Source organism: Xenophilus sp. Marseille-Q4582 (assembly GCF_916700565.1).
In the GTDB taxonomy this organism is placed as follows: Bacteria; Pseudomonadota; Gammaproteobacteria; order Burkholderiales; family Burkholderiaceae_C; genus Xenophilus.
Window position 1 is genome coordinate 624,446 of record NZ_CAKAKO010000004.1, and the last position, 19,669, is coordinate 644,114.

Annotated in this window: 17 protein-coding genes and 1 pseudogene; 6 read left to right on the forward strand and 12 right to left on the reverse strand. The window is 70.9% G+C overall.

Going from position 1 to position 19,669, the window contains the following annotated elements; genetic code table 11:
* The first annotated feature begins 77 nt into the window (after positions 1-77).
* Positions 78-1,166, forward strand: coding sequence for an IS5 family transposase (locus LG388_RS18295; protein WP_225784143.1), 1,089 nt, complete (start codon positions 78-80; stop codon positions 1,164-1,166).
* Positions 1,167-1,467: 301 nt separating this feature from the next.
* Here LG388_RS18295 and LG388_RS18300 read toward each other — a convergent pair whose 3' ends face one another.
* The 8 genes and pseudogenes from LG388_RS18300 to LG388_RS18335 form a co-directional block, all read right to left on the reverse strand.
* On the reverse strand, positions 1,468-1,758 hold the full coding sequence (locus tag LG388_RS18300) for a helix-turn-helix domain-containing protein (RefSeq protein WP_225784144.1): 291 nt from the start codon (positions 1,756-1,758) through the stop codon (positions 1,468-1,470).
* Positions 1,759-1,811: 53 nt separating this feature from the next.
* Positions 1,812-2,279, reverse strand: a complete 468-nt coding sequence (locus LG388_RS18305) for a hypothetical protein (RefSeq protein WP_225784145.1) — start codon at positions 2,277-2,279, stop codon at positions 1,812-1,814.
* Between the two features lie 182 nt (positions 2,280-2,461).
* Positions 2,462-3,973 carry a tripartite tricarboxylate transporter permease gene (locus LG388_RS18310; RefSeq protein WP_225784146.1) on the reverse strand — a complete coding sequence of 504 codons (1,512 nt, stop codon included), beginning with the start codon at positions 3,971-3,973 and terminating at the stop codon, positions 2,462-2,464.
* Between the two features lie 34 nt (positions 3,974-4,007).
* Positions 4,008-4,493, reverse strand: a complete 486-nt coding sequence (locus LG388_RS18315; protein ID WP_225784147.1) for a tripartite tricarboxylate transporter TctB family protein — start codon at positions 4,491-4,493, stop codon at positions 4,008-4,010.
* A gap of 242 nt (positions 4,494-4,735) precedes the next feature.
* Positions 4,736-6,106: a HAMP domain-containing sensor histidine kinase gene (locus LG388_RS18320; protein WP_225784148.1), complete on the reverse strand. Its 1,371-nt coding sequence runs from the start codon at positions 6,104-6,106 to the stop codon at positions 4,736-4,738.
* Positions 6,103-6,813 (reverse strand): response regulator transcription factor, encoded by a 711-nt coding sequence (locus LG388_RS18325; protein WP_225784423.1) that lies wholly within the window; start codon positions 6,811-6,813, stop codon positions 6,103-6,105. The genes LG388_RS18320 and LG388_RS18325 overlap by 4 nt, the downstream gene beginning before the upstream one ends.
* A gap of 215 nt (positions 6,814-7,028) precedes the next feature.
* Positions 7,029-8,819 (reverse strand): annotated as a pseudogene (recJ, locus tag LG388_RS18330) (single-stranded-DNA-specific exonuclease RecJ); the annotation flags it as partial.
* Entirely contained in the window at positions 8,816-9,790 is a 975-nt protein-coding gene (locus LG388_RS18335; protein ID WP_225784150.1) for a hypothetical protein, read from the reverse strand. The gene LG388_RS18335 and the pseudogene recJ, both read right to left, overlap by 4 nt.
* Before the next feature lie 99 nt (positions 9,791-9,889).
* Here LG388_RS18335 and LG388_RS18340 point away from each other — a divergent pair, with 99 nt between their 5' ends.
* The 5 genes from LG388_RS18340 to LG388_RS18360 all read left to right on the forward strand — a co-directional run bounded on the left by LG388_RS18340 (position 9,890) and on the right by LG388_RS18360 (position 15,544).
* Positions 9,890-11,146, forward strand: coding sequence for a lipoprotein-releasing ABC transporter permease subunit (locus LG388_RS18340; RefSeq protein ID WP_225784151.1), 1,257 nt, complete (start codon positions 9,890-9,892; stop codon positions 11,144-11,146).
* An 85-nt stretch (positions 11,147-11,231) separates the two neighbouring features.
* On the forward strand, positions 11,232-11,900 hold the full coding sequence (gene lolD, locus LG388_RS18345; protein ID WP_304956854.1) for a lipoprotein-releasing ABC transporter ATP-binding protein LolD: 669 nt from the start codon (positions 11,232-11,234) through the stop codon (positions 11,898-11,900).
* A 290-nt stretch (positions 11,901-12,190) separates the two neighbouring features.
* The gene (gene gdhA, locus LG388_RS18350) at positions 12,191-13,534 is read left to right on the forward strand and encodes an NADP-specific glutamate dehydrogenase (protein WP_225784153.1); all 1,344 of its coding nucleotides are present in this window, start codon (positions 12,191-12,193) and stop codon (positions 13,532-13,534) included.
* 140 nt (positions 13,535-13,674) lie between these two features.
* Positions 13,675-14,976 carry an amino acid deaminase gene (locus LG388_RS18355; protein ID WP_225784154.1) on the forward strand — a complete coding sequence of 434 codons (1,302 nt, stop codon included), beginning with the start codon at positions 13,675-13,677 and terminating at the stop codon, positions 14,974-14,976.
* A 172-nt stretch (positions 14,977-15,148) separates the two neighbouring features.
* Entirely contained in the window at positions 15,149-15,544 is a 396-nt protein-coding gene (locus LG388_RS18360; protein ID WP_225784155.1) for a nuclear transport factor 2 family protein, read from the forward strand.
* A 10-nt stretch (positions 15,545-15,554) separates the two neighbouring features.
* Here the strand turns inward: LG388_RS18360 and LG388_RS18365 are convergent, their stop codons facing one another.
* The 4 genes from LG388_RS18365 to LG388_RS18380 form a co-directional block, all read right to left on the reverse strand.
* Positions 15,555-16,313, reverse strand: a complete 759-nt coding sequence (locus LG388_RS18365) for an SDR family NAD(P)-dependent oxidoreductase (RefSeq protein WP_225784156.1) — start codon at positions 16,311-16,313, stop codon at positions 15,555-15,557.
* Positions 16,314-16,498: 185 nt separating this feature from the next.
* Positions 16,499-17,545, reverse strand: coding sequence for a VWA domain-containing protein (locus tag LG388_RS18370; RefSeq protein ID WP_225784157.1), 1,047 nt, complete (start codon positions 17,543-17,545; stop codon positions 16,499-16,501).
* Positions 17,542-18,591, reverse strand: coding sequence for a DUF58 domain-containing protein (locus LG388_RS18375; protein ID WP_225784158.1), 1,050 nt, complete (start codon positions 18,589-18,591; stop codon positions 17,542-17,544). The genes LG388_RS18370 and LG388_RS18375 overlap by 4 nt, the downstream gene beginning before the upstream one ends.
* Before the next feature lie 15 nt (positions 18,592-18,606).
* Positions 18,607-19,638 carry a MoxR family ATPase gene (locus LG388_RS18380; RefSeq protein ID WP_225784424.1) on the reverse strand — a complete coding sequence of 344 codons (1,032 nt, stop codon included), beginning with the start codon at positions 19,636-19,638 and terminating at the stop codon, positions 18,607-18,609.
* Positions 19,639-19,669: the final 31 nt, after the last annotated feature.

Below are 19,669 nucleotides of genomic sequence, written 5' to 3' on the forward strand. Positions count from 1 at the left end.
CGTTGAAAAATCCCCTGCGAGCGTCCGCGTCGGCCGCTACGATCTGAAGCCATCCCGGAACAACTGCGACAAGAAAGATGAGAGGCAACCAAGACTTCCAGGGGGCGATGTTTAGCTACATCAGCCTTGAAGAAAGAGTGCCAGCGGCACACCCGCTGCGCAAGTTGCGCGCCGTGGTGGATGCGCTGCTGTCGAGCATGAACAGCGAGTTCGAAGCGGTGTACGCCCGCCGTGGCCGCCCCTCGGTGCCGCCGGAGATGCTGCTCAAGGCCTTGCTGCTGCAAATCCTGTTCTCCATCCGCAGCGAACGCCAGCTGGTCGAGGCGGTCAACTACAACCTGCTGTACCGCTGGTTCGTGGGCCTGAACATTGAAGACAAGGTCTGGGACCACTCCGCCTTCAGCGCCAACCGCGAACGCCTCTTCAACGAAGACCTGGCGCGCGCCTTCTTCGAGCGCGTCAAGCTCAGCGCCCAGTGGGGCCGGCTTGCCAGCGACGAACGCTTCAGCGTGGACGGCACGCTGATTGAGGCCTGGGCCTCGCACAAGAGTTTCAAACGCAAAGACGACGACAGCGGCACGCCACCCGGACGCAACCCCGAGGTGAACTTCAAAGGGCAGGAGCGCTGCAACGACACCCACGCCAGCACCACCGATGCCGATGCCCGGCTGTTCAAGAAGAGCGCGGGCGACAAATCTCGCCTGTGCCACATGGGGCACATCCTCATGGAGAACCGCAACGGGCTGATCGTGGATGTGGAGATCACACATGCCAGTGGCACCGCCGAGCGCGAGGCGGCGCTGGCGATGCTCAAACGCCGGGGAAACAAGAACAAGCGGGCCACGGTCGGGGCCGACAAAGGTTACGACAGCCAGGCCTTCATCAAGGGCTGCCGAAAGCTCAAAGTCACGCCACACGTGGCGGCCAAGGACAAGCACTCGGCGGTCGATGGCCGCATCCGGCGCCACGAGGGCTACAAGACCAGCCTCAAAGTGCGCAAGCGCATCGAGGAGGCCTTTGGCTGGATCAAGACAGTGGGTGGTCTGGCCAAGACCAAATTGATCGGTCAGGCCAAGCTCGCGGGCCAGGCGCTGCTGTGCTTTGCCACCTACAACCTGGTGCGCATGGGCAGTCTGGGCGGCTGGTGGGACGCGCATCATGCGTGAACCATGGGATACGTGCGCCCGGAACGGGCAAAACGGCCTGCAAACAGGCCGAAATGGCCGCTCCAATCGCTGCGCAGGCCAGTTTGGGCGATCCGTTTCTTCGAAATCCACGACCCTGGCGCGTTCGATGAGCATTTTTTCAACGGCCTGTTAGGCAACGCCGGGCGCCGCGACTTGTACGCAGCCGCTGACGTGCGGGCCAGCGGGGCGCGCCGGATTCGGTCGCCGCGTGGAAATACCGCGATGCCGAAGGCCGCACGCTTTTCCACGTTCAGCGCTTCGAGGACTGCGCTGAAGCGCTTCAGGCGCGGGAGGCCGTGTGGCCCCAGGCATGCGAGGCCTGGGCGTCGGCCGTCACGTGGACCTGGCTGGACAGGAAGGAGGGCGCCAGGCCGAAGTAGCGCTGGAAGGTCCGGCTCATGTGGGCGGCGTCGGCAAAACCGCTGTTGAGTGCCACCTCGGTCAGCTTGCGCGGCCGGGTGAACTGGTGCACCGTGAGCCGCACCTTGGTCCAGAGCGCATAGCGCTTGATCGACACGCCCACCTGCGCCGCGAACAGGTGCGCGAGCCGGTCGGGCGAGAGGCAGGCCACGGCCGACAGCTCGCGCAGCGGCGCCTAGCCAGCCCGGCTGCGCAGGGTGTCGATCACGCGCGCCACGCGGGGATCGAGCCGCGCCGTGGTGACCGGCCCTGGGTGACGCACTGGACCATGCCCCGGCTCAGCGCCTGTACCTGCTCGTCGGGCAGCGCGCCGTGCTGCACCGGCTCGAAGGCATCGCGCAGGCCGCCGAAGCAGCGCGCGTTCAAGGGCAGGATGCCCTGGCCGCCCAGGCGGGCGGACAGCATGCGGTACGCGCTGGAGGCGGGATCCAGATTGAGCGACAGCAGGCCGCAGCCTTCTACGTCGAGCCGGCGCGGCACATGCGCGCCGACCAGCGCCGCCGTGCAGCGCACCCGCGTGCCGTCAGCCGCCTGGAGCGTGAACGGATGTCCGCTCACCGACGCGAGCAGCGTCGTCGATGAACGCGCCGTCTGGCCCGAATGGATGGCGGGCGTGACATAGAGAAAGCTGTCGTCCCACAGATGCAGGAAGTTGCGCGCTGTTGTGCCCATGCTCGGTCACTCTGGTGATGCCTCGTGCCGCTGATGCTAAGGGCCGGGCGGCCGCGTTCCGCAGAGGGATTGCACCCAGGCCGCTGCGCAGCGCGAACGCGCCAGGATCGAGCTCGCGCACGGGGCGGCTCGATCCTGGCGCGCAGGGGTCACTCAGCGGCCGGTCTGGCAGGGGCGCGTGGCTACTCTTCGACGAACGCCTCTTCGCGCTTCGCCTTCACGGAAGGCAGCAGCACGATCACCAGCAGCAGCGCCGAGGCGATCAGCAGGCCGGCCGAGATCGGCCGCGTGACCAGCACGCTCCAGTCGCCGCGCGAGAGCAGCAGCGCGCGCCGCAGGTTCTCTTCCATCATCGGCCCCAGGATGAAGCCCAGCAGCAGCGGCGCCGGCTCGCACTTGAGCTTGAGGAAGGCATAGCCCACCACGCCGAAGATGGCGACCATCCACACGTCGAAGGTGTTGTTGTTCTCGGAGTACACGCCGATGGCGCAGAACAGCACGATGGCCGGGAACAGCCACTTGTAGGGGATGGTCAGCAGCTTGATCCAGATGCCGATCAGCGGCAGGTTGAGCACGATCAGCATCAGGTTGCCGATCCACATCGAGGCGATCAGGCCCCAGAACAGCTCGGGGTTGCTGGTCATCACCTGCGGGCCGGGCTGGATGTTGTGGATGGTCATCGCACCCACCATCAGCGCCATCACGGGGTTGGGCGGAATACCCAGCGTGAGCAGCGGGATGAAGGAGGTCTGCGCGCCGGCGTTGTTGGCCGACTCGGGGCCCGCCACGCCGCGGATGTTGCCCTTGCCGAAGGGCACTTCGCCCGGCTTGAGCTTGGTGCGCTTTTCCAGCGTGTACGACGCGAAGGAGGACAGCAGGGCGCCGCCGCCCGGCAGGATGCCCAGCGTGGAGCCCAGCGCGGTGCCGCGCAGCACGGCCGGCGTCATGCGCTTGAAGTCTTCCTTGGTCGGCATCAGGCCCGTGACCTTGGAGGTGAAGACTTCGCGCTCCTCTTCCTTGACCGCCAGGTTGCCGATGATTTCACCGTAGCCGAACACACCCATGGCGATGGCGATGAAGCCGATGCCGTCGGTCAGTTCGGGAATGTCGAAGCTGTAGCGGGCCACGCCCGAGTTCACGTCGGTGCCCACCAGGCCCAGGGCCAGGCCCAGCAGGATCATGGTGATGGCCTTGAGCAGCGAGCCCGAAGCCAGCACCACGGCGCCGATCAGGCCCAGGATCATGAGCGAGAAGTACTCGGCGGGGCCGAACTTGAAGGCCACTTCGGTCAGCGGCGGCGCGAAGGCGGCCAGGATCAGCGTGCCCACGCAGCCGGCGAAGAAGGAGCCCAGGCCGGCCGCGGCCAGTGCGGGCCCGGCCCGCCCGCGTCGCGCCATCTGGTAGCCGTCGATCACGGTGACGACCGAAGCCGATTCCCCGGGCAGGTTGACCAGAATGGCGGTGGTGGAGCCGCCGTACTGCGCCCCGTAGTAGATGCCGGCCAGCATGATGAGCGCCGACACGGGCGGCAGCGCATAGGTGGCGGGCAGCAGCATGGCGATGGTCGCCACGGGGCCGATGCCCGGCAGCACGCCGATCAGGGTGCCCAGCAGGCAGCCGACGAAGGCGTAGGCGAGGTTCTGGAAGGTGAACGCAACGCCGAAGCCGATGGAGAGGTTGTTGATGAGGTCCATGGGGCCTTGGAAATCCGATGTCTCTTTGCGGGGGTCAGGCGATGAAGGTCGGCCACACGGGGAACTGCAGCTTCAGTGCGACCACGAAGGCCAGGTAGCTGCCCACCGCGAGGATGGTGGCCAGCACCGCGGAAGCCTTGAAGCTGAACTTGTCGCCGGCCAGGCCCGCGATGAAGGTCAGCGCGTAGATGGCGACGATCAGGCCCATGGGCGGCAGGCCGATGCTGGGCAGCCCGCCCAGCAGCACGCCGAACATCAGGTTGGCGCCGATGATGAAGATCAGCGGTTTCCACGCGATCTTGCCGACCGGCTCGCCGTCGGCGGTTTCCACCGTCATGGCCTTGACGGTGATGGCCGCGCCCATGATGGCGATCAGAATCCCCACGATCAGCGGGAAGTAGCCCGGCCCCATGCGGGCGCCGCTGCCCACGTTGTAGGTGGTCGCGCCCCAGGCGAATGCCACGCCGAATGCACAGAAAAGGACGCCTGAAAAGAAGTCCCGCTCGCTTTTGATCTTCACCCTCTGCTCTCCTCGGATCGGTTGGGATGCAATGCGCGCCACGCCTGCGGCGGGCACGCGCCGGCACGCCATGAAACGTGCGCGGCCGATCGTAGGAAGGCTTCTCTTTTTGCTGGGTGACCAAAGCATTGCCGTTTGGCAATGTTCGCAACCCGCTCGGCCAGCCGTCAGGAAGGCGGTTGGCGCAGCGGCGCCGGGCCGGCCGCGGGCCCTGCGGCGCGCGGCCCCGTTCGGGGCCCCGGTCAACGCGGATCGAGCGGCAGCGCCACGCGCACGCGCAGCCCGGGGGCGGCGTTCTCGTAACGCAGCACGCCGCCGTGCAGCGCCACCACGGCCTGCACGCTGGCCAGGCCCAGGCCATGGCCCGGCCGCTCGGGCTGCAGGCGCAGGAAGCGCTCGCCCAGGCGTGCCAGGGCCTCGGGCGGCACGCCCGGGCCGTCGTCCTGCACGGTGAGCACCGCCTGGCCGTCCAGCCAGGCGGTGCGCAGTTCCACCGTGCAGCCGGGCCCGCCGTATTTCAGCGCGTTGTCCAGCAGGTTCGCCACCACGCCTGCCAGCAGGTCGCGGTCGCCCAGCACGGGCAGCGTGTCCTCGTGCGCCTGCCGCACGGTCGCGCCCAGGTCTTCGGCCACCGCGTCGTACAGCTCGGCCACGTCGGCCACCACCGCCTCCAGCGCCACGCGTGCGAAGCGCTGGCGCCGCGCGCCGGCCTCGGCTTCTGCGATCTGCAGCAGCTTCTCGAACACGCGGTTGAGCTCCTGCAGCTCGTCGATGGCGGCATGGATGGCGGCCTGCCGCTGCGGCGCGGGCACGTCGTCTGCACCCGCTTCGCGCAGGCGCGTGAGCACGCGCGTGAGCGGCGTGCGCAGGTTGTGCGCGATGGTGTCGGACACATGGCGCACGCCGTCCATCAGCGACTGGATGCGGTCCAGCATGGCGTTGATGTCGCGCTCCAGCAGCGCGAACTCGTCCTCCTGCCCGCTCGAGAGCCGCACGCGCTCGCGCAGGTCGCCGGCCGCGATGCGCGCCGCCGTGCGGCGCACGGCGCCCACGCTGCGCTCGATCTCCTGCCGGAACACGAAGATGCCGCCGGCCAGCAGCAGCATGGCGACCAGCGCGGCGGCGGCGCTGGCGCTGATGATCAGCTCCTCCAGCGCTTCCTGCTCGCCCAGGTCCTGGCCCACGACCAGTACATGGCCCTGCGGCAGCGCACGCACGATGATCCAGCCGCGCACGCTGCGGCCGTCGCGCAGCACGTAGCGCTGGCCGTCGGCGCCCGGCGGGGGCAGCGCGTCCAGGTTGCCGGCCAGCGGCGTGCCCTGCGCATCGGCCAGCAGCAGCAGTTCCTCGTCCGTGCTGCGGCCGTCGACCATGGCGCGGGCGATCGAATGCTTCACCGCCTCGACGCCTTCGTCCTCGAACTGCGCGGCGAGTTGCTGGGCCGTGGCGCTCACCTGGCGCGCCATGCGCTGGTGCAGCGTGCCCACGGTCTGCAAGTAGATGATGGCCAGCGCGGCCAGCATGGTGATGCCCACCAGCACCGCGTAATGCACCGCGAGCCGGAAGCCCATCGAGCGCCACAGCTGGCGCAGCAGGCCGGCCGGGCGGCTCACGCGGCGGCGTCCGCCGGCGCGCCGGGCCCGGGCGCGGCCAGCCGGTAGCCCACGCCGCGCACGGTGTGGATCAGCGAGGGCCCGCCACCGGCGTCGAGCTTGGCGCGCAGGCGGCTGACCTGCACGTCGATCACGTTGGTCTGCGGGTCGAACTGGTAGTCCCACACGGCTTCGAGCAGCATGGTGCGCGTGAGCACCTGGCCCGCGTGCAGCGCCAGGAAGGCCAGCAGGCGGAACTCGCGCGGCTGCAGCGCGATGGCGCGGCCCGCGCGCTCGGCCTTGCGCGCGGCCAGGTCCAGGCGCAGGTCGGCCACCTCGATCACGCGGATCTCGGGGCCCGGCCGCGAGCGGCGCACCAGCGCCTCGGCGCGCGCCGCCAGCTCGGAGAAGGCAAAGGGCTTGGTCAGGTAATCGTCGCCGCCGGCCTTGAGGCCGCGCACGCGCTCGTCGAGCGCGCTCAGGGCGCTGAGCACCAGCACCGGCGTCTTGCGGCCCAGTGCGCGCATGGTGGCCAGGATGGCCAGGCCGTCCACGCCGCCGGGCAGCATGCGGTCCAGGATCACGAGGTCCCAGGCCTCGTTCGTCGCGCGGCCGAGCGCCTCGGCGCCGTCGCGGCAGATCACGGCCACATGGCCCAGGCTGCGAAAGCCCTCGGCGATGTAGCGCGCGTTGTCGGCATCGTCCTCGATCACGAGGCAGCGCCACATGGCGGTGCCGCTGGCGCCGGTCAGGGAATCGTTCACGCAAGACCCTCGCCGCCGCCGGGCCGCCCCAAGGCGGCGAGCGCCCCCTTGGGGGGCAGCGGACCACGCGCAGCGGGGGAGCGTGGGGGCTCGAACTCGCCGCCGCCGGGCCGCCCCAAGGCGGCGAGCGCCCCCTCGGGGGGCAGCGGACCGCGCGCAGCGGGGGAGCGTGGGGGTTCTATCTCGGCGCCTTCGACCATCAGCTGCAGCCGGCGCTGACCCTGCCATTCGCTGGCGTCGAGCCTGAAAGCCAGCTTCACGCGCGGCGGCAGCGGCTCGCTGCGGCCGAACCAGATGCCGTCGATGGGCTGGCCGCCCAGCCGCAGCCTGAGCGACAGATGGCCCTGGCCCACCAGCCGCTGCGACACCACTTCCACCTCGTCGCTGAAGGTGGGCGGCGCGAAGCCCTGGCCCCAGACCTCGCGGTGCAGGGTGTCCACCAGGTCCACGCGCAGGTACTCGGGCGCCAGCGGGCCATCGGTGTCCAGCCGGCGCGTGAGCGTGGCGGCGTCCAGCCATTCGTCGGCCACTTCGGCAAAAGCGCGCGCGAAGGTGGCGAACTGCGCCTCGGGCACCGTGCAGCCGGCCGCCATCGCGTGGCCGCCGAAGCGCAGCAGCACGCCGGGGTGCCGCTTGGCGACCAGGTCCAGCGCGTCGCGCAGGTGAAAGCCCGGGATCGAGCGGCCCGATCCCTTGAGTTCGTGCCCGCGCCCCTCGGCGCCGCTGGCCGCGAAGACGAAGGTGGGGCGGTGGTACAGGTCCTTCAGGCGCGAGGCCACGATGCCGACCACGCCTTCGTGGAAATCGGGGTCGTAGACGGCGATGGCCGCGGGCGGCGCCTGCCCGGGCGGGAACAGTTCGCCGGCCAGTTGCAGGGCCTGTTCGCGCATGCCGTCTTCGATGCTGCGGCGCTCGCGGTTGATGGCGTCCAACAGGCGCGCCAGTTCGTCGGCGCGCGCAGCGTCGTCGGTCAGCAGGCATTCGATGCCCAGCGTCATGTCGGCCAGCCGGCCGGCGGCATTGATGCGCGGGCCCAGCGCGAAGCCGAAGTCGAAGGTGGTGGCCGCTTCGGGCTTGCGGCCGGCTACGCGCAACAGCGCGGCCATGCCCACCGGCATGGCGCCGGCGCGGATGCGGCGCAGGCCTTGCGCGACCAGGCGGCGGTTGTTCGCGTCCAGCTTCACCACGTCGGCCACGGTGCCGAGCGCGACCAGGGGCAGCAGCGTGTCGAGCTTGGGTTGCCGAATGGGCGCCCCCACGCTCCCCGCTTCGCGAGGTTCGCTGCCCCCCGAGGGGGCTGGCCCGCCTGGGGGCGGCCCGGCGGCGGGCCGGCTCTCATAAGCCCCTCGCGCGCGCAGTTCGGCGCGCAGCGCCAGCAGCACGTAGAACATCACGCCCACGCCCGCCAGGCATTTGCTGCCGAAGCCGCATTCAGGGTGGTTCGGGTTGACCAGCACCTCGGCCGCGGGCAGGGTGGGGCCGGGCAGGTGGTGGTCGGTCACGAGCACCTTCAGGCCCAGCGCCTGCGCATGGGCCACGCCCTCCACGCTGGCGATGCCGTTGTCCACGGTCACGAGCAGGTCGGCCCCCTGGGCGGCCACGCGCTCGGCGATGGTCGGCGTGAGGCCGTAGCCGTCCACCACGCGGTCGGGCACCAGGTAGCTGACCTGCGTGGCGCCCAGCAGGCGCAGGCCGCGCACGGCCACGGCGCAGGCGGTGGCGCCGTCGCAGTCATAGTCGGCCACGATGCAGATGCGCTGGTGCTGCGCGATGGCGTCGGCCAGCAGCACGGCGGCCTCGCGCGTGCCGCGCAGGCCGCTGGGCGGCAGCAGGCGGGCCAGGGCGTCGTCCAGGTCCTCACGGGTCTGTACGCCGCGGGCGGCGAACAGGCGGGCCAGCAGCGGATGCACGCCGGCCTGTTCCAGCGCCCAGGCGCTGCGCGGGGGCACCTCGCGCGCGACGATCCTCACAGCGCCTCCAGCACGGGGGCCACCTCGGGTCGGCGCAGCCGGCTGCGCAGCCAGGCGCCCAGGCCCCGCGGGCGGTTCTCCAGCCGCAGCGCGCTGCGTGCGCCGCACAGGGTCAGCGTGAGCGGCTGGCCGGCATCGGCCTGTGCGCACAGCGGGGCGAGCACCTGCGCGTCCAGCTGCGTCCAGCAGCGGGCCCAGCCGGCGCCGTCGTCCTGCAGGGCGCTTTCGCGCAGTTGCCCGGCCACGCGCGGCGTGGGCGCCAGTGGCTGCGCGGGGGCACGCCCTGTGCCGCTGAGCCAGAAGGAGTTGATGGGCACCATGCCGTGCGCGGCGCGGTCGTCGTTCACGCGGTGGGTGTACAGCAGCATCTGGATCTCGTTTTGCAGGCGGCGCAGCGGCCGGGCCGCGTCGCCCATCGGCAGCCAGGGCGCCAGCGGCTGGCCCACGGCGCGGTCCACCGAGGCCGTGGGCAGGTCCTGCAGCAGCGCGCCGCGCACCAGCCAGCGGCCGGGCTCGGGGGTGGCGAAAAGGGCGAGGCCGTCCTCTTCGAAGAAGGGCCGGGCGAGGGCCAGCAGCGCGTCGGATTCCTGCGCCGTGATGCCCATCTGCGGCGGATCGCCGAGCACGACTTCGCTCAGGCCCACCTGCCAGTGGCACAGGGTGAGCAGGCCCCAGCCCTGGCCTTCGGCCTGGGGCAGGCCCTGCGCCTCGGCCGCCAGGGCGGCCCAGGGCAGCAGGCCGTCGGCCACGGCCAGGCCGCGTGCGCGCGCCAGGGCGCGCTCGTGCGGCGGGCTCAGGGTGGATTCGTCCTGCGCGTCTTCCTGGGCGACGGCCAGGCGGGCGAGCAGCGCCTGCAGGTGCGGCAGGTCCAACTCGCGCAGCGCCATGCGGCAGGCCACGCCCGGGTGGCTGGCAAAGGGAATCAGCAGGTGCGGCGCCGCGGCGCCCACCGGCACGGTGGAAGAAGGCATGGGCCGATTGTCGGTGCCCGCGCAAGGCCGTTGGCGGCCCGGGCCTGCAGGCGCGATGACACAATCGGCCGCCCGCCTTCCGGGCGATCTCCACCCTCTATGCAACTCCCCTACGAACTGCAACTCGGCTGGCGCTACACGCGCGCGGGCCGGGCCACGCGGCGCAACGGCTTCATCAACTTCATCTCGGGCGTGTCCATGGCCGGCATCGCGCTGGGCGTGGCGGCGCTGATCATCGTGCTGTCGGTGATGAACGGCTTCCAGAAGGAAGTGCGCGACCGCATGCTGGGCGTGGTCTCGCACATCGAGATCTTTTCGCGCGACGGCCAGGCGCTGCCGGACCTGGACGTCATCGCGGCCGCGGCGCGCCGGAACCCCGAGGTGATGGGCGCGGCGCCCTTCATCGCCTCGCAGGCACTGATCGCGCGCGGCGAGGACATGAAGGGCGCGCTGGTGCGCGGCATCGTGCCGGCGCAGGAGCCGGAGGTCACCGATTTCTCGGGCACGGCCCAGAAAGGGGCGCTCGACAAGCTGGTGCCGGGCGAGTTCGGCATCGTGCTGGGCGGCGAACTGGCGCGCGCGCTGTTCGTGCGCGAGGGCGACCAGGTGACGCTGATCGCGCCGGGCGGCCAGGTCACGCCGGCCGGCGTGGTGCCGCGGCTCAAGTCCTTCACCGTGGTGGGCACTTTCGATTCGGGCCACTACGAATACGACTCGGCCCTGGCCATGATCCACGTGGAAGACGCGGCGCGCGTGTTCCGGCTCGAAGGGCCGACCGGCCTGCGGCTCAAGCTCAAGGACCTGAACCAGGCGCGCGAGGTGGCCGACGAGATGGCGCAGACGCTGCCGGGCCAGTTCCTGATCCGCGACTGGACGCGCCAGAACCGCACCTGGTTCGCGGCCGTGCAGGTGGAAAAGCGCATGATGTTCATCATCCTCACGCTGATCGTGGCGGTGGCGGCCTTCAACCTGGTGAGCACGCTGGTGATGACGGTGACCGACAAGCGCGCCGACATCGCCATCCTGCGCACCCTGGGCGCGAGCCCGCGCAGCATCATGGGCATCTTCGTGGTGCAGGGCGCGATGGTGGGGGTGATCGGCACCCTGGCCGGGCTGGGCCTGGGCCTGCTGGTGGCCTACAACGTGACCGAGATCGTTTCCTTCATCGAGAAGGCGCTCAACGCCAGCTTCCTGCCCAAGGACATCTACCTCATCAGCCGCATGCCCAGCGACCCGCAGCGCAGCGACATCCTGCCGATCACCGTCATCTCCCTGATCTTGGCTTTCGCCGCCACCCTGTATCCGAGCTGGCGCGCCAGCCGCGTGAACCCGGCGGAGGCGCTGCGCTATGAATGAGAGCCCCACGCTCCCCGCTTCGCGAGGTTCGCGGCCCTCCGAGGGGGCGCCCCCCGCCTTGGGGCGGCCCGGCGGTGGCGACACCGTGGTCCTGCAGGCCCGCGGCCTGACCAAGCGCTTCCACGAAGGCCGCATCGACCTGACGGTGCTCCACGGCGTGGACCTGGACGTGCGCGCCGGCGAGACGCTGGCCATCGTGGGCGCCTCGGGCTCGGGCAAGAGCACCCTGCTGCACCTGATGGGCGGGCTGGACGCGCCCACCTCGGGCGCCGTCACGCTCAAGGGCCAGGACTTCGCGCGGCTCCCTGCGGCCGAGCAGGGCCGGCTGCGCAACGCGCACCTGGGCTTCGTCTACCAGTTCCACCACCTGCTGCCGGAATTCAGCGCGCTGGACAACGTGGCCATGCCGCTGAAGATCCGCCGCATGGAGCCGCGCCGGGCCGCCGAATCCGCACGGGCCATGCTGGCGGCCGTGGGGCTGGCCGAGCGCTTGTCGCACCGCCCGGCCGAGTTGTCGGGCGGCGAGCGCCAGCGCGTGGCCATCGCGCGCGCGCTGGTGGCCCAGCCGGCCTGCGTGCTCGCCGACGAGCCCACCGGCAACCTGGACCGCAGCACCGCCGATGGCGTGTTCGCGCTGATGCTGCGCCTAGCGCGCGAGCAGGGCACGGCCTTCGTCATGGTCACGCACGACGACACGCTGGCCGCGCGCTGCGACCGCGTGCTGCGGCTCAACGCGGGGCGCCTCGCGGCCTGAGCGGCGGGGGCCGGCCCCGGCGCGCCGGCGGGGCACTTCTTTCCTCCTGCACCCCGTTTCGCCGCGCCCGGCGGCGGGCGGTGCCGTGCCTGCGGCCGGGCCGCGCGCGGGGGGGCGTTGCTGTGCCGCCGTGTTCGAGTCCCTCGGCAAAAAGGGAAGCGCCGTCCTTCCCGGAATGCGCCATGCCGGTGCAAATCCCCGGGGACATCATGTTTTTGGTGCATAACCTGCTGTGCGCCATGCATGACAATGCGCGGTTTTGGTCAATTACGCACTTTTTTGGAGATCGGATGAAGCACGGCAGCGCCCAAGACTTCCTGGCCCATGTGGCCCAACGCAACCCGGGGCAGCCGGAATACCTGCAAGCCGTGACCGAGGTGATCCAGAGCTTGTGGCCCTTCATCGCCGACCATCCCAGGTACCAGACCCAGGCGCTGCTCGAACGCCTGGTCGAACCCGAGCGCGCCATCAGCTTCCGCGTCTGCTGGACCGACGACCACGGCGAGGTGCAGGTCAACCGCGGCTACCGCATCCAGCACAGCCTGGCCATCGGCCCCTACAAGGGCGGCCTGCGCTTCCACCCCTCGGTCAACCTGTCGATCCTGAAGTTCCTGGCCTTCGAGCAGACCTTCAAGAACGCCCTGACCACGCTGCCCATGGGCGGCGGCAAGGGCGGCTCCGACTTCGACCCCAAGGGCAAGAGCCAGGGCGAGGTGATGCGCTTCTGCCAGGCCTTCGCGACCGAGCTGTTCCGCCACGTGGGCGCGTACACCGACGTGCCGGCGGGCGACATCGGCGTCGGCGGGCGTGAAGTGGGCTTCATGGCCGGCATGGTCAAGAAGCTGACCAACCGCGCCGACTGCGTGTTCACGGGCAAGGGCCTGAGCTTCGGCGGCTCGCTGATCCGCCCCGAGGCCACGGGTTACGGCAACGTCTATTTCGCGCAGGAAATGCTCAAGACCCGCGGCAAGAGCTTCGACGGCCTGCGCGTGTCCGTTTCCGGCGCGGGCAACGTGGCCCAGTACACCATCGAGAAGGCCCTGGCGCTGGGCGCCAAGGTGGTCACGGTGTCCGACTCCAGCGGCACGGTGGTCGACGAGGACGGCTTCACGACCGAGAAGCTGGCCGTGCTGATGGACGTGAAGAACCACCTCTATGGCCGCGTGAGCGACTATGCCGAACGCACGGGCACGAAGTTCATCGCCGGCGCCACGCCCTGGCACGTGCCGGTGGACGTGGCGCTGCCCAGCGCGACGCAGAACGAGCTGAACGCCGAGGACGCGAAGACGCTGGTCAAGAACGGCGTGGTTTGCGTGGCCGAGGGCGCCAACATGCCCTCGACCATCGAGGCGGTTCACGTCTTCGAGCAGGCGGGCGTGCTCTACGCACCGGGCAAGGCCAGCAACGCCGGCGGCGTCGCCACCTCGGGCCTGGAAATGAGCCAGAACGCCTCGCGCATCTCCTGGCCGCGCGAGGAAGTGGACGGCCGCCTGCTGCAGATCATGCAGAGTATCCATGCGTCCTGCCTGCAGTACGGCACGCGCGCCGACGGCCGCGTGAGCTACGTGGATGGCGCCAACGTCGCCGGCTTCGTGAAGGTGGCGGACGCGATGCTGGCGCAGGGCGTGGTCTGACCGCACGGTCCTGGCGCCGCCTTCCGGCCCGGCCCGGCGCCCGACGGCGCGCCGGGTCGGGCCCCAACCGCCCGCGAACAGAGGTGCCTGGGTTCGCGCAGCCAGCGGGGCGAGCGTGTTTTCGTGGCACGCTATGCCCCATGCCCGACACGAACTTCACCGACCCCCTGCTGCATCCGCCCCTGAAGGGTCTGCCCCTGCACAGCCCGCCGCTGCGCGTCAGCGAGGTGGGGGCGCAGGGCTGGAACCTGCTCGCCGACGATCTGCCTTTCCCTGTTGCGCTGCTCAAGCGCGACGCACTGGCGCACAACATCGCCTGGATGGCGGAACGGACCCGGTCCTGGGGCGTGGCGCTGGCGCCGCACGGCAAGACCACCCTGTCGCCGCAGCTCTTCGCGCGCCAGATCGCCGCGGGCGCCTGGGGCATCAGTTTCGGCAACGTCTTTCAGCTGGCGATGGGGGTGGCGGCGGGCGTGCGGCGCGCCATCATTGCGAACCAGGTGATCGGCGCGGCGGACCTGGCCGCGCTGCAGAGGCTGCTGCAGGCGCACGCCGACCTGCGCGTGCTGTTCCTGGTCGATTCACAGGCGCAGCTGGCGCAGATCGAAGCCTGGGCCGCGAAGCACCCGTTGGTGCGGCCTTTCGAGCTGCTGCTGGAGATCGGCTTCCACGGCGGCCGCACGGGCTGCCGCGACGAGGAAGAGGCGCTGGCCGTGGCGCGTGCCGTGCACGCCAGTCCGGCCGCGCAACTGGCCGGCATCGAATGCTACGAAGGCCTTTGGGCCCAGGGTGAGAGCGCGGCTGACACCGACTGGGTGAACACGCTCATGGACCGCGTGGATGCGGTGGCGCGCCAGTGCGTGCAGGAAGGCCTGTTCGCGCACGACGAAGTGATCGTGTCAGCCGGCGGCTCGGCCGTGTTCGATCTGGTGGCCGCACGCCTGCGACCGGCGCTGGGCCGACCGGTGCGGGGCGTGCTGCGCTCGGGCTGCTATATCACGCACGACCACGGCACCTACACGCGCATGCTGCAGGCGATGGCGCCGCGCCTGGGCTGTGATTGCGGCGACGCGCTGCGCCCGGCCCTGGAGGTGTGGGCGCTGGTGCAGTCCTGCCCCGAGCCGGGCCTGGCCATCGTGGGCGCGGGCAAGCGCGACCTGTCCTTCGACATGGGCCTGCCGATGCCCATCGCGCGTGCGGCGCCCGGCGCCCGCCAAGCCTGTGCAGCGCCTTCGGGCTGGCGCATCACGGGCCTCAACGACCAGCATGCCTACCTGCGCTGGGACGCGGCCGATCCCGCACTCGCTGCGCAGGCGCCCGTCGTGGGCGAGCGCGTCGGGCTGGGCATCTCGCACCCCTGCACCACCTTCGACAAGTGGCGCTGGATGCCGGTGGTGGACGACGGCTACGGCGTGCGCGACGCCATCAGCATCCACTTCTGAACCGCGCCGCCCCGCACCAGCCGGCACGGGCGGCGGCTGCGCGGCGCCGGATGATGCCGGCCTCTTCGGCTTGCGCAGGACACACGCACGACGCACATGACCTCACAGGTCATCGACCGGCGGCCGCGGCGCGGCGACCATGCGTGCACCTCAACGCACACAGGAGATCGCCATGACCGCCGCCACCGCCACCACCGCCGCCCCCGTCGACGCCCGCGCCCTTGCCAGCCACTACATTGCGCTGTGGAACGAGCCCGACGCCGCACGCCGCGCCGAGCTGCTGCGCAGCCACTGGTGCGAAGACGCCGCCTACACCGACCCGCTGGCCGCCGTGCGCGGCCACACGCAGATCAGCGCCCTGGTCGGTGCGGTCCAGGAACGCTACCCGGGCTTTCGCTTCACGCTGATCGGCACGCCCGACGCGCACGGCGAGCACCTGCGCTTCTCATGGACGCTCGGCCCGCAGGAGGCACGCGACCTGATCCAGGGCACCGACTTCGCCGACCTGCAGGGCGGCAAGCTGCGCCGCGTGACGGGCTTCCTGGACAAGGTGCCGGCAGGCGCCTGAGCGGTGCCGCTCAGGCCGCGATGGAGTAGCCGCCGTCCACCGGGATCGCGGTGCCGGTCACGAAGTCCGACGCGCTGCTGGCCAGGAACACGGCGGTGCCCGCGAGGTCCTTGGGCTGGCCCCAGCGGCCGGCCGCCGTGCGGGCGATCACGCGCTCGTTGAGCCCGGCCACCTGCGTGCGGGCGGCGTCCGTCAGCTCGGTGGCGATCCAGCCCGGCAGGATGGCATTGACCTGGATGCCATCCACCGCCCAGGACGCAGCCATGGCCTTGGTCAGCTGCACGATGCCGCCCTTGCTGGCGCCGTAGGCCGGCGCGTAGGGCGCGCCGAAGATGGACATCATCGAGCCGATGTTGATCACCTTGCCGCCCCCCGCGGCCTTGAGCAGCGGATGCGCGGCGCGGCTGCACAGGAAGGCGCTGGTGAGGTTGGTGTCCATCACCTGGTGCCATTCGGCCAGGGCCAGCTGGTCCACCGGCTTGCGCACCGTGGTGCCCGCGTTGTTCACCAGGATGTGCAGCGCGCCGCAGCGCGCGGCCACGGCCTCGAAAAGCTGCTGCACCGAGGCTTCGTCGGTCACGTCGGCGGCGATGGCGAAGCTGTCGCTGCCCGCGGCGCGCAGTTGCCGGACCGCGTCCTCGGACTTGGCCATGTTGCGCGCGGCCACCACCACGCGGGCGCCGGCCTGCGCCAGCCCCAGGGCCATGCCCAGCCCGATGCCGCCGTTGCCACCCGTGACCAGCGCCACCTTGCCTGTGAGATCGAACATGCGAGCCGTCTCCTTCCTCAAGAATCTGTCGTGAAAGATGTTCCTGTGCGCGGCCCGGGAAGGCCGCCGCGTCGAGCCGCGCTCCTCAGGCATGCACGCGCGCGCAGCGACGAGAAGCGAACGGGGCGTGCGCCGCGCTCGCGGTGCACGCCCCGATTCTTGCGCAAGCCAAGGGCCGGGCGCGGCTACAGGATCCGGTTGAACCACAGCAGCGACAGCCCGGCCGACAGCAGCGCGAGCAGGGCCGCGCCCAGCGCGAACAACGCCGAGATCTCGGTTTCCTTCTTCTCCACCGTCAGGCGCGAGCTGAGGGTTTCATAGACCTTCTTGAGGTCCGTCGCCGTGCCGGCGTAGAAGTACTCGGCGGCCGTGCTGGTGGCCACGGCCTTGAGGGTTTCCTCGTCCAGCCGCACGCGCATGGACCAGCCTTCGAAGCCGATGGTCTCGCCCGTCACGGTGCCCACCCCCACCGTGTAGACGCGCACGCCGCGGTCGGCGGCGGCCTTGGCCGCATCCATCGGGTCCACGCCCGTGGTGCGCTGGCCATCGGTCAGCATGATGATGGCGGCCGAGCTGTACGAGCCGGGCGGCACCGGTGCGGCCTCCGCCGGCCTGGGGCGCTGCGCCTGGTCGATGGGCACGCCCTGCAACTGCTGGCGCCCGGGCGGCCCGAAGCTGGTGATGTCGATGCCGGCATCCGGGAACAGCGTGGCCAGCGACACCACGATGGCATTGCCCGTGGCGGTGGCGCGCTGCAGCTGGAAGGAATCGATGGCGGCGTAGAGGTCTTCGCGGTGGGTGGTGGGCAGCTGCGCCACGTTGGCGCTGCCCGCGAAGGCCACCACGCCCACCTTCACGTGGCGCGGCAGGTCCTTGATGAAACCCTTGGCGGCTTCTTGCGCGGCCACCAAGCGGTTGGGCTTGACGTCCTCCGCGCGCATGCTGCCCGACACGTCCATCGCGAGGATGATGGTCTGCTGGTTGGACGGCAGCACCACCGAGGCCATGGGCCGCGCCGCCGCGATCAGCATGGCCGCGATGGCCAGCAGGAAAAGCAGCGGCGGCAGGTGGCGGCGCAGCGAATGGCCCGTGCCCAGGGCCTCGCGCACGATGGACAGGCTGGCATAGCGCACCGCCAGCTTCTTCTTGCGCCGCAGCAGCCAGACATAGAGCAGCAGCAACAGCGGCAGCACCGCCAGCAGCCAGAGGAACTGGGGCCAGAGAAAGCTCATGATGGGGCTCCTGCAGGGAGGGTCGCCGGGCCGCTCCGTCCGGTTCGCACGCGGCGCTTGCGAAGGTCCGAGAAGCGGACGATGGCCTGCACCAGGTCGTCTTCGGTCGACAGCTCGAGCGCGTCCACGCCGGCGCGGGCCAGGGCTTCGCGCAGCGCCGTCTCGCGGTCGGCGGCCAGGCGCGCGAAGCGGCGGCGAAAGCCCGCGTCATGCGTGTCGACCCACAGCTGCTCGCCGGTCTCCGCGTCGGTGAGTGGCACCAGGCCCAGGTCGGGCAGATCCAGCTCCAGCGGATCGAACAGGCGCACGGCCACCACTTCATGGCGCTGCGCCAGGCGGCCCAGCGGCTTTTCCCAGCCGGGTTCGCTGAGGAAGTCGGACACCACGAAGACCGTGGAACGCCGTGGCATCAGCGCCGCGGCGGCGTCCAGCAGGTCGGCCAGCTTCGTCATGCCGGCGGCGGCCGGCCCGGCCTTGGCCGCGCGCTTGTCCTCGGGCGCGCGCCGGCCCATCAGGTGCAGCAGGCGCAGCACGTGGGCGCGGCCGCTGCGCGGGGGCAGCACGGCTTCGAGGCTGTGGCCGTAGACCAGTGCGCCCACGCGGTTGCCGTGCCGCGTGAGCAGGCGCGCGAGCACGCCCACGAAACCGGCGGAGATGTCGCGCTTGGCCCGCGTGCCGGAGCCGAAGTCGACGGAGCGGCTCAGGTCGAGCACGAACCAGGCGGCCATCTCGCGGTCTTCGGTGAACACGCGCACGTGCGGCACCTGCTGGCGCGCCGTCACGTTCCAGTCGATGTGGCGCACGTCGTCGTGCAGCTGGTATTCGCGCAGGTCGGCCAGGTCCAGGCCGGTGCCGCGCATCAGCGTGCGGTAGTCGCCCTGCAGCAGGCCGTCCAGGCGGCGGATGACGGTCCATTCCAGCCGCCGCAGCAGGCGCTCGGCGCCGTCGGCCGCGGGCAGGGCGGGCGCGCCATCGTTGGCCGCCTCGGTCTGCACCGCGACTTCGGCGGCCGGGGCGGTGCGGGAGGATCGGCGCCACCACGTCATGGATGGTGCTCCCGTTCAGGCCGCCTGCCGTTCGTGTTCGAGCGGCCGCGGCGGCGCCGGCACGGCCCGCATGATGCGCTCGACCAGCGCGTCGGGCGTCAGGCCTTCCGACAGCCCTTCGTACGACAGCGTCACGCGGTGGCGCAGCACGTCGGGCACCAGGTCCGTCATGTCCTCGGGCAGGGCGTAGGTGCGGCCGCGCAGCAGGGCCAGCGCCCGCGCGCCTTCGGTCAGGTTGATGGTGGCGCGCGGGCTGGCGCCGTAGGTGATGAGCTGGCGCGTGTCCTTGAGGCCGAACCTCTCGGGCGTGCGCGTGGCCGACACCAGCTTCACGGCGTACTGGATCAGCGACGGGTCCACGTACACCTGCCGCGCCTGCTGCTGCAGGGCCGCGAGCTGCTCGGTGGTGGCGACGGGCGCGGCCTCCAGCTTGGCGCCGATCACGCGCTGCACGATGACGAACTCCTCCTCGTCGGTCGGGTAGTCCACCAGCACCTTCATCATGAAGCGGTCCACCTGCGCCTCGGGCAGGGGGTAGGTGCCTTCGGTCTCGATGGGGTTCTGCGTCGCCATCACCAGGAACGGCCGGGGCACCGGGTGCGTCTCGCCCGCGATGGTGACCTGCCGCTCCTGCATCACCTCGAGCAGCGCGCTTTGCACCTTGGCCGGCGCGCGGTTGATCTCGTCGGCCAGCAGCAGGTTGGCGAACACCGGACCCAGCGCGGTGGAGAACTCGCCGGTCTTCTGGTTGTAGATGCGCGTGCCTACCAGGTCGGCGGGCACCAGGTCGGGCGTGAACTGGATGCGCTTGAACTGGCCGCGCACCGTGTCGGCCAGCGTTTTCACGGTCAGCGTCTTGGCCAGGCCGGGCACGCCTTCGACCAGCAGGTGGCCGCCCGCCAGCATGGCCACCATCACGCGTTCGAGGAAGCGGTCCTGCCCCACCACCACGCGCTTGACCTGGTAGAGGATCTGCTCCATCAGCTCGGCCGTGGAGGCGGGCGTGGCGTGGGCGGCAAGGGGCGCGGCGGTCGGTGCGGTGTCCATGGTCATGCGCGGGTCCTGGTGGGCGGGGAGG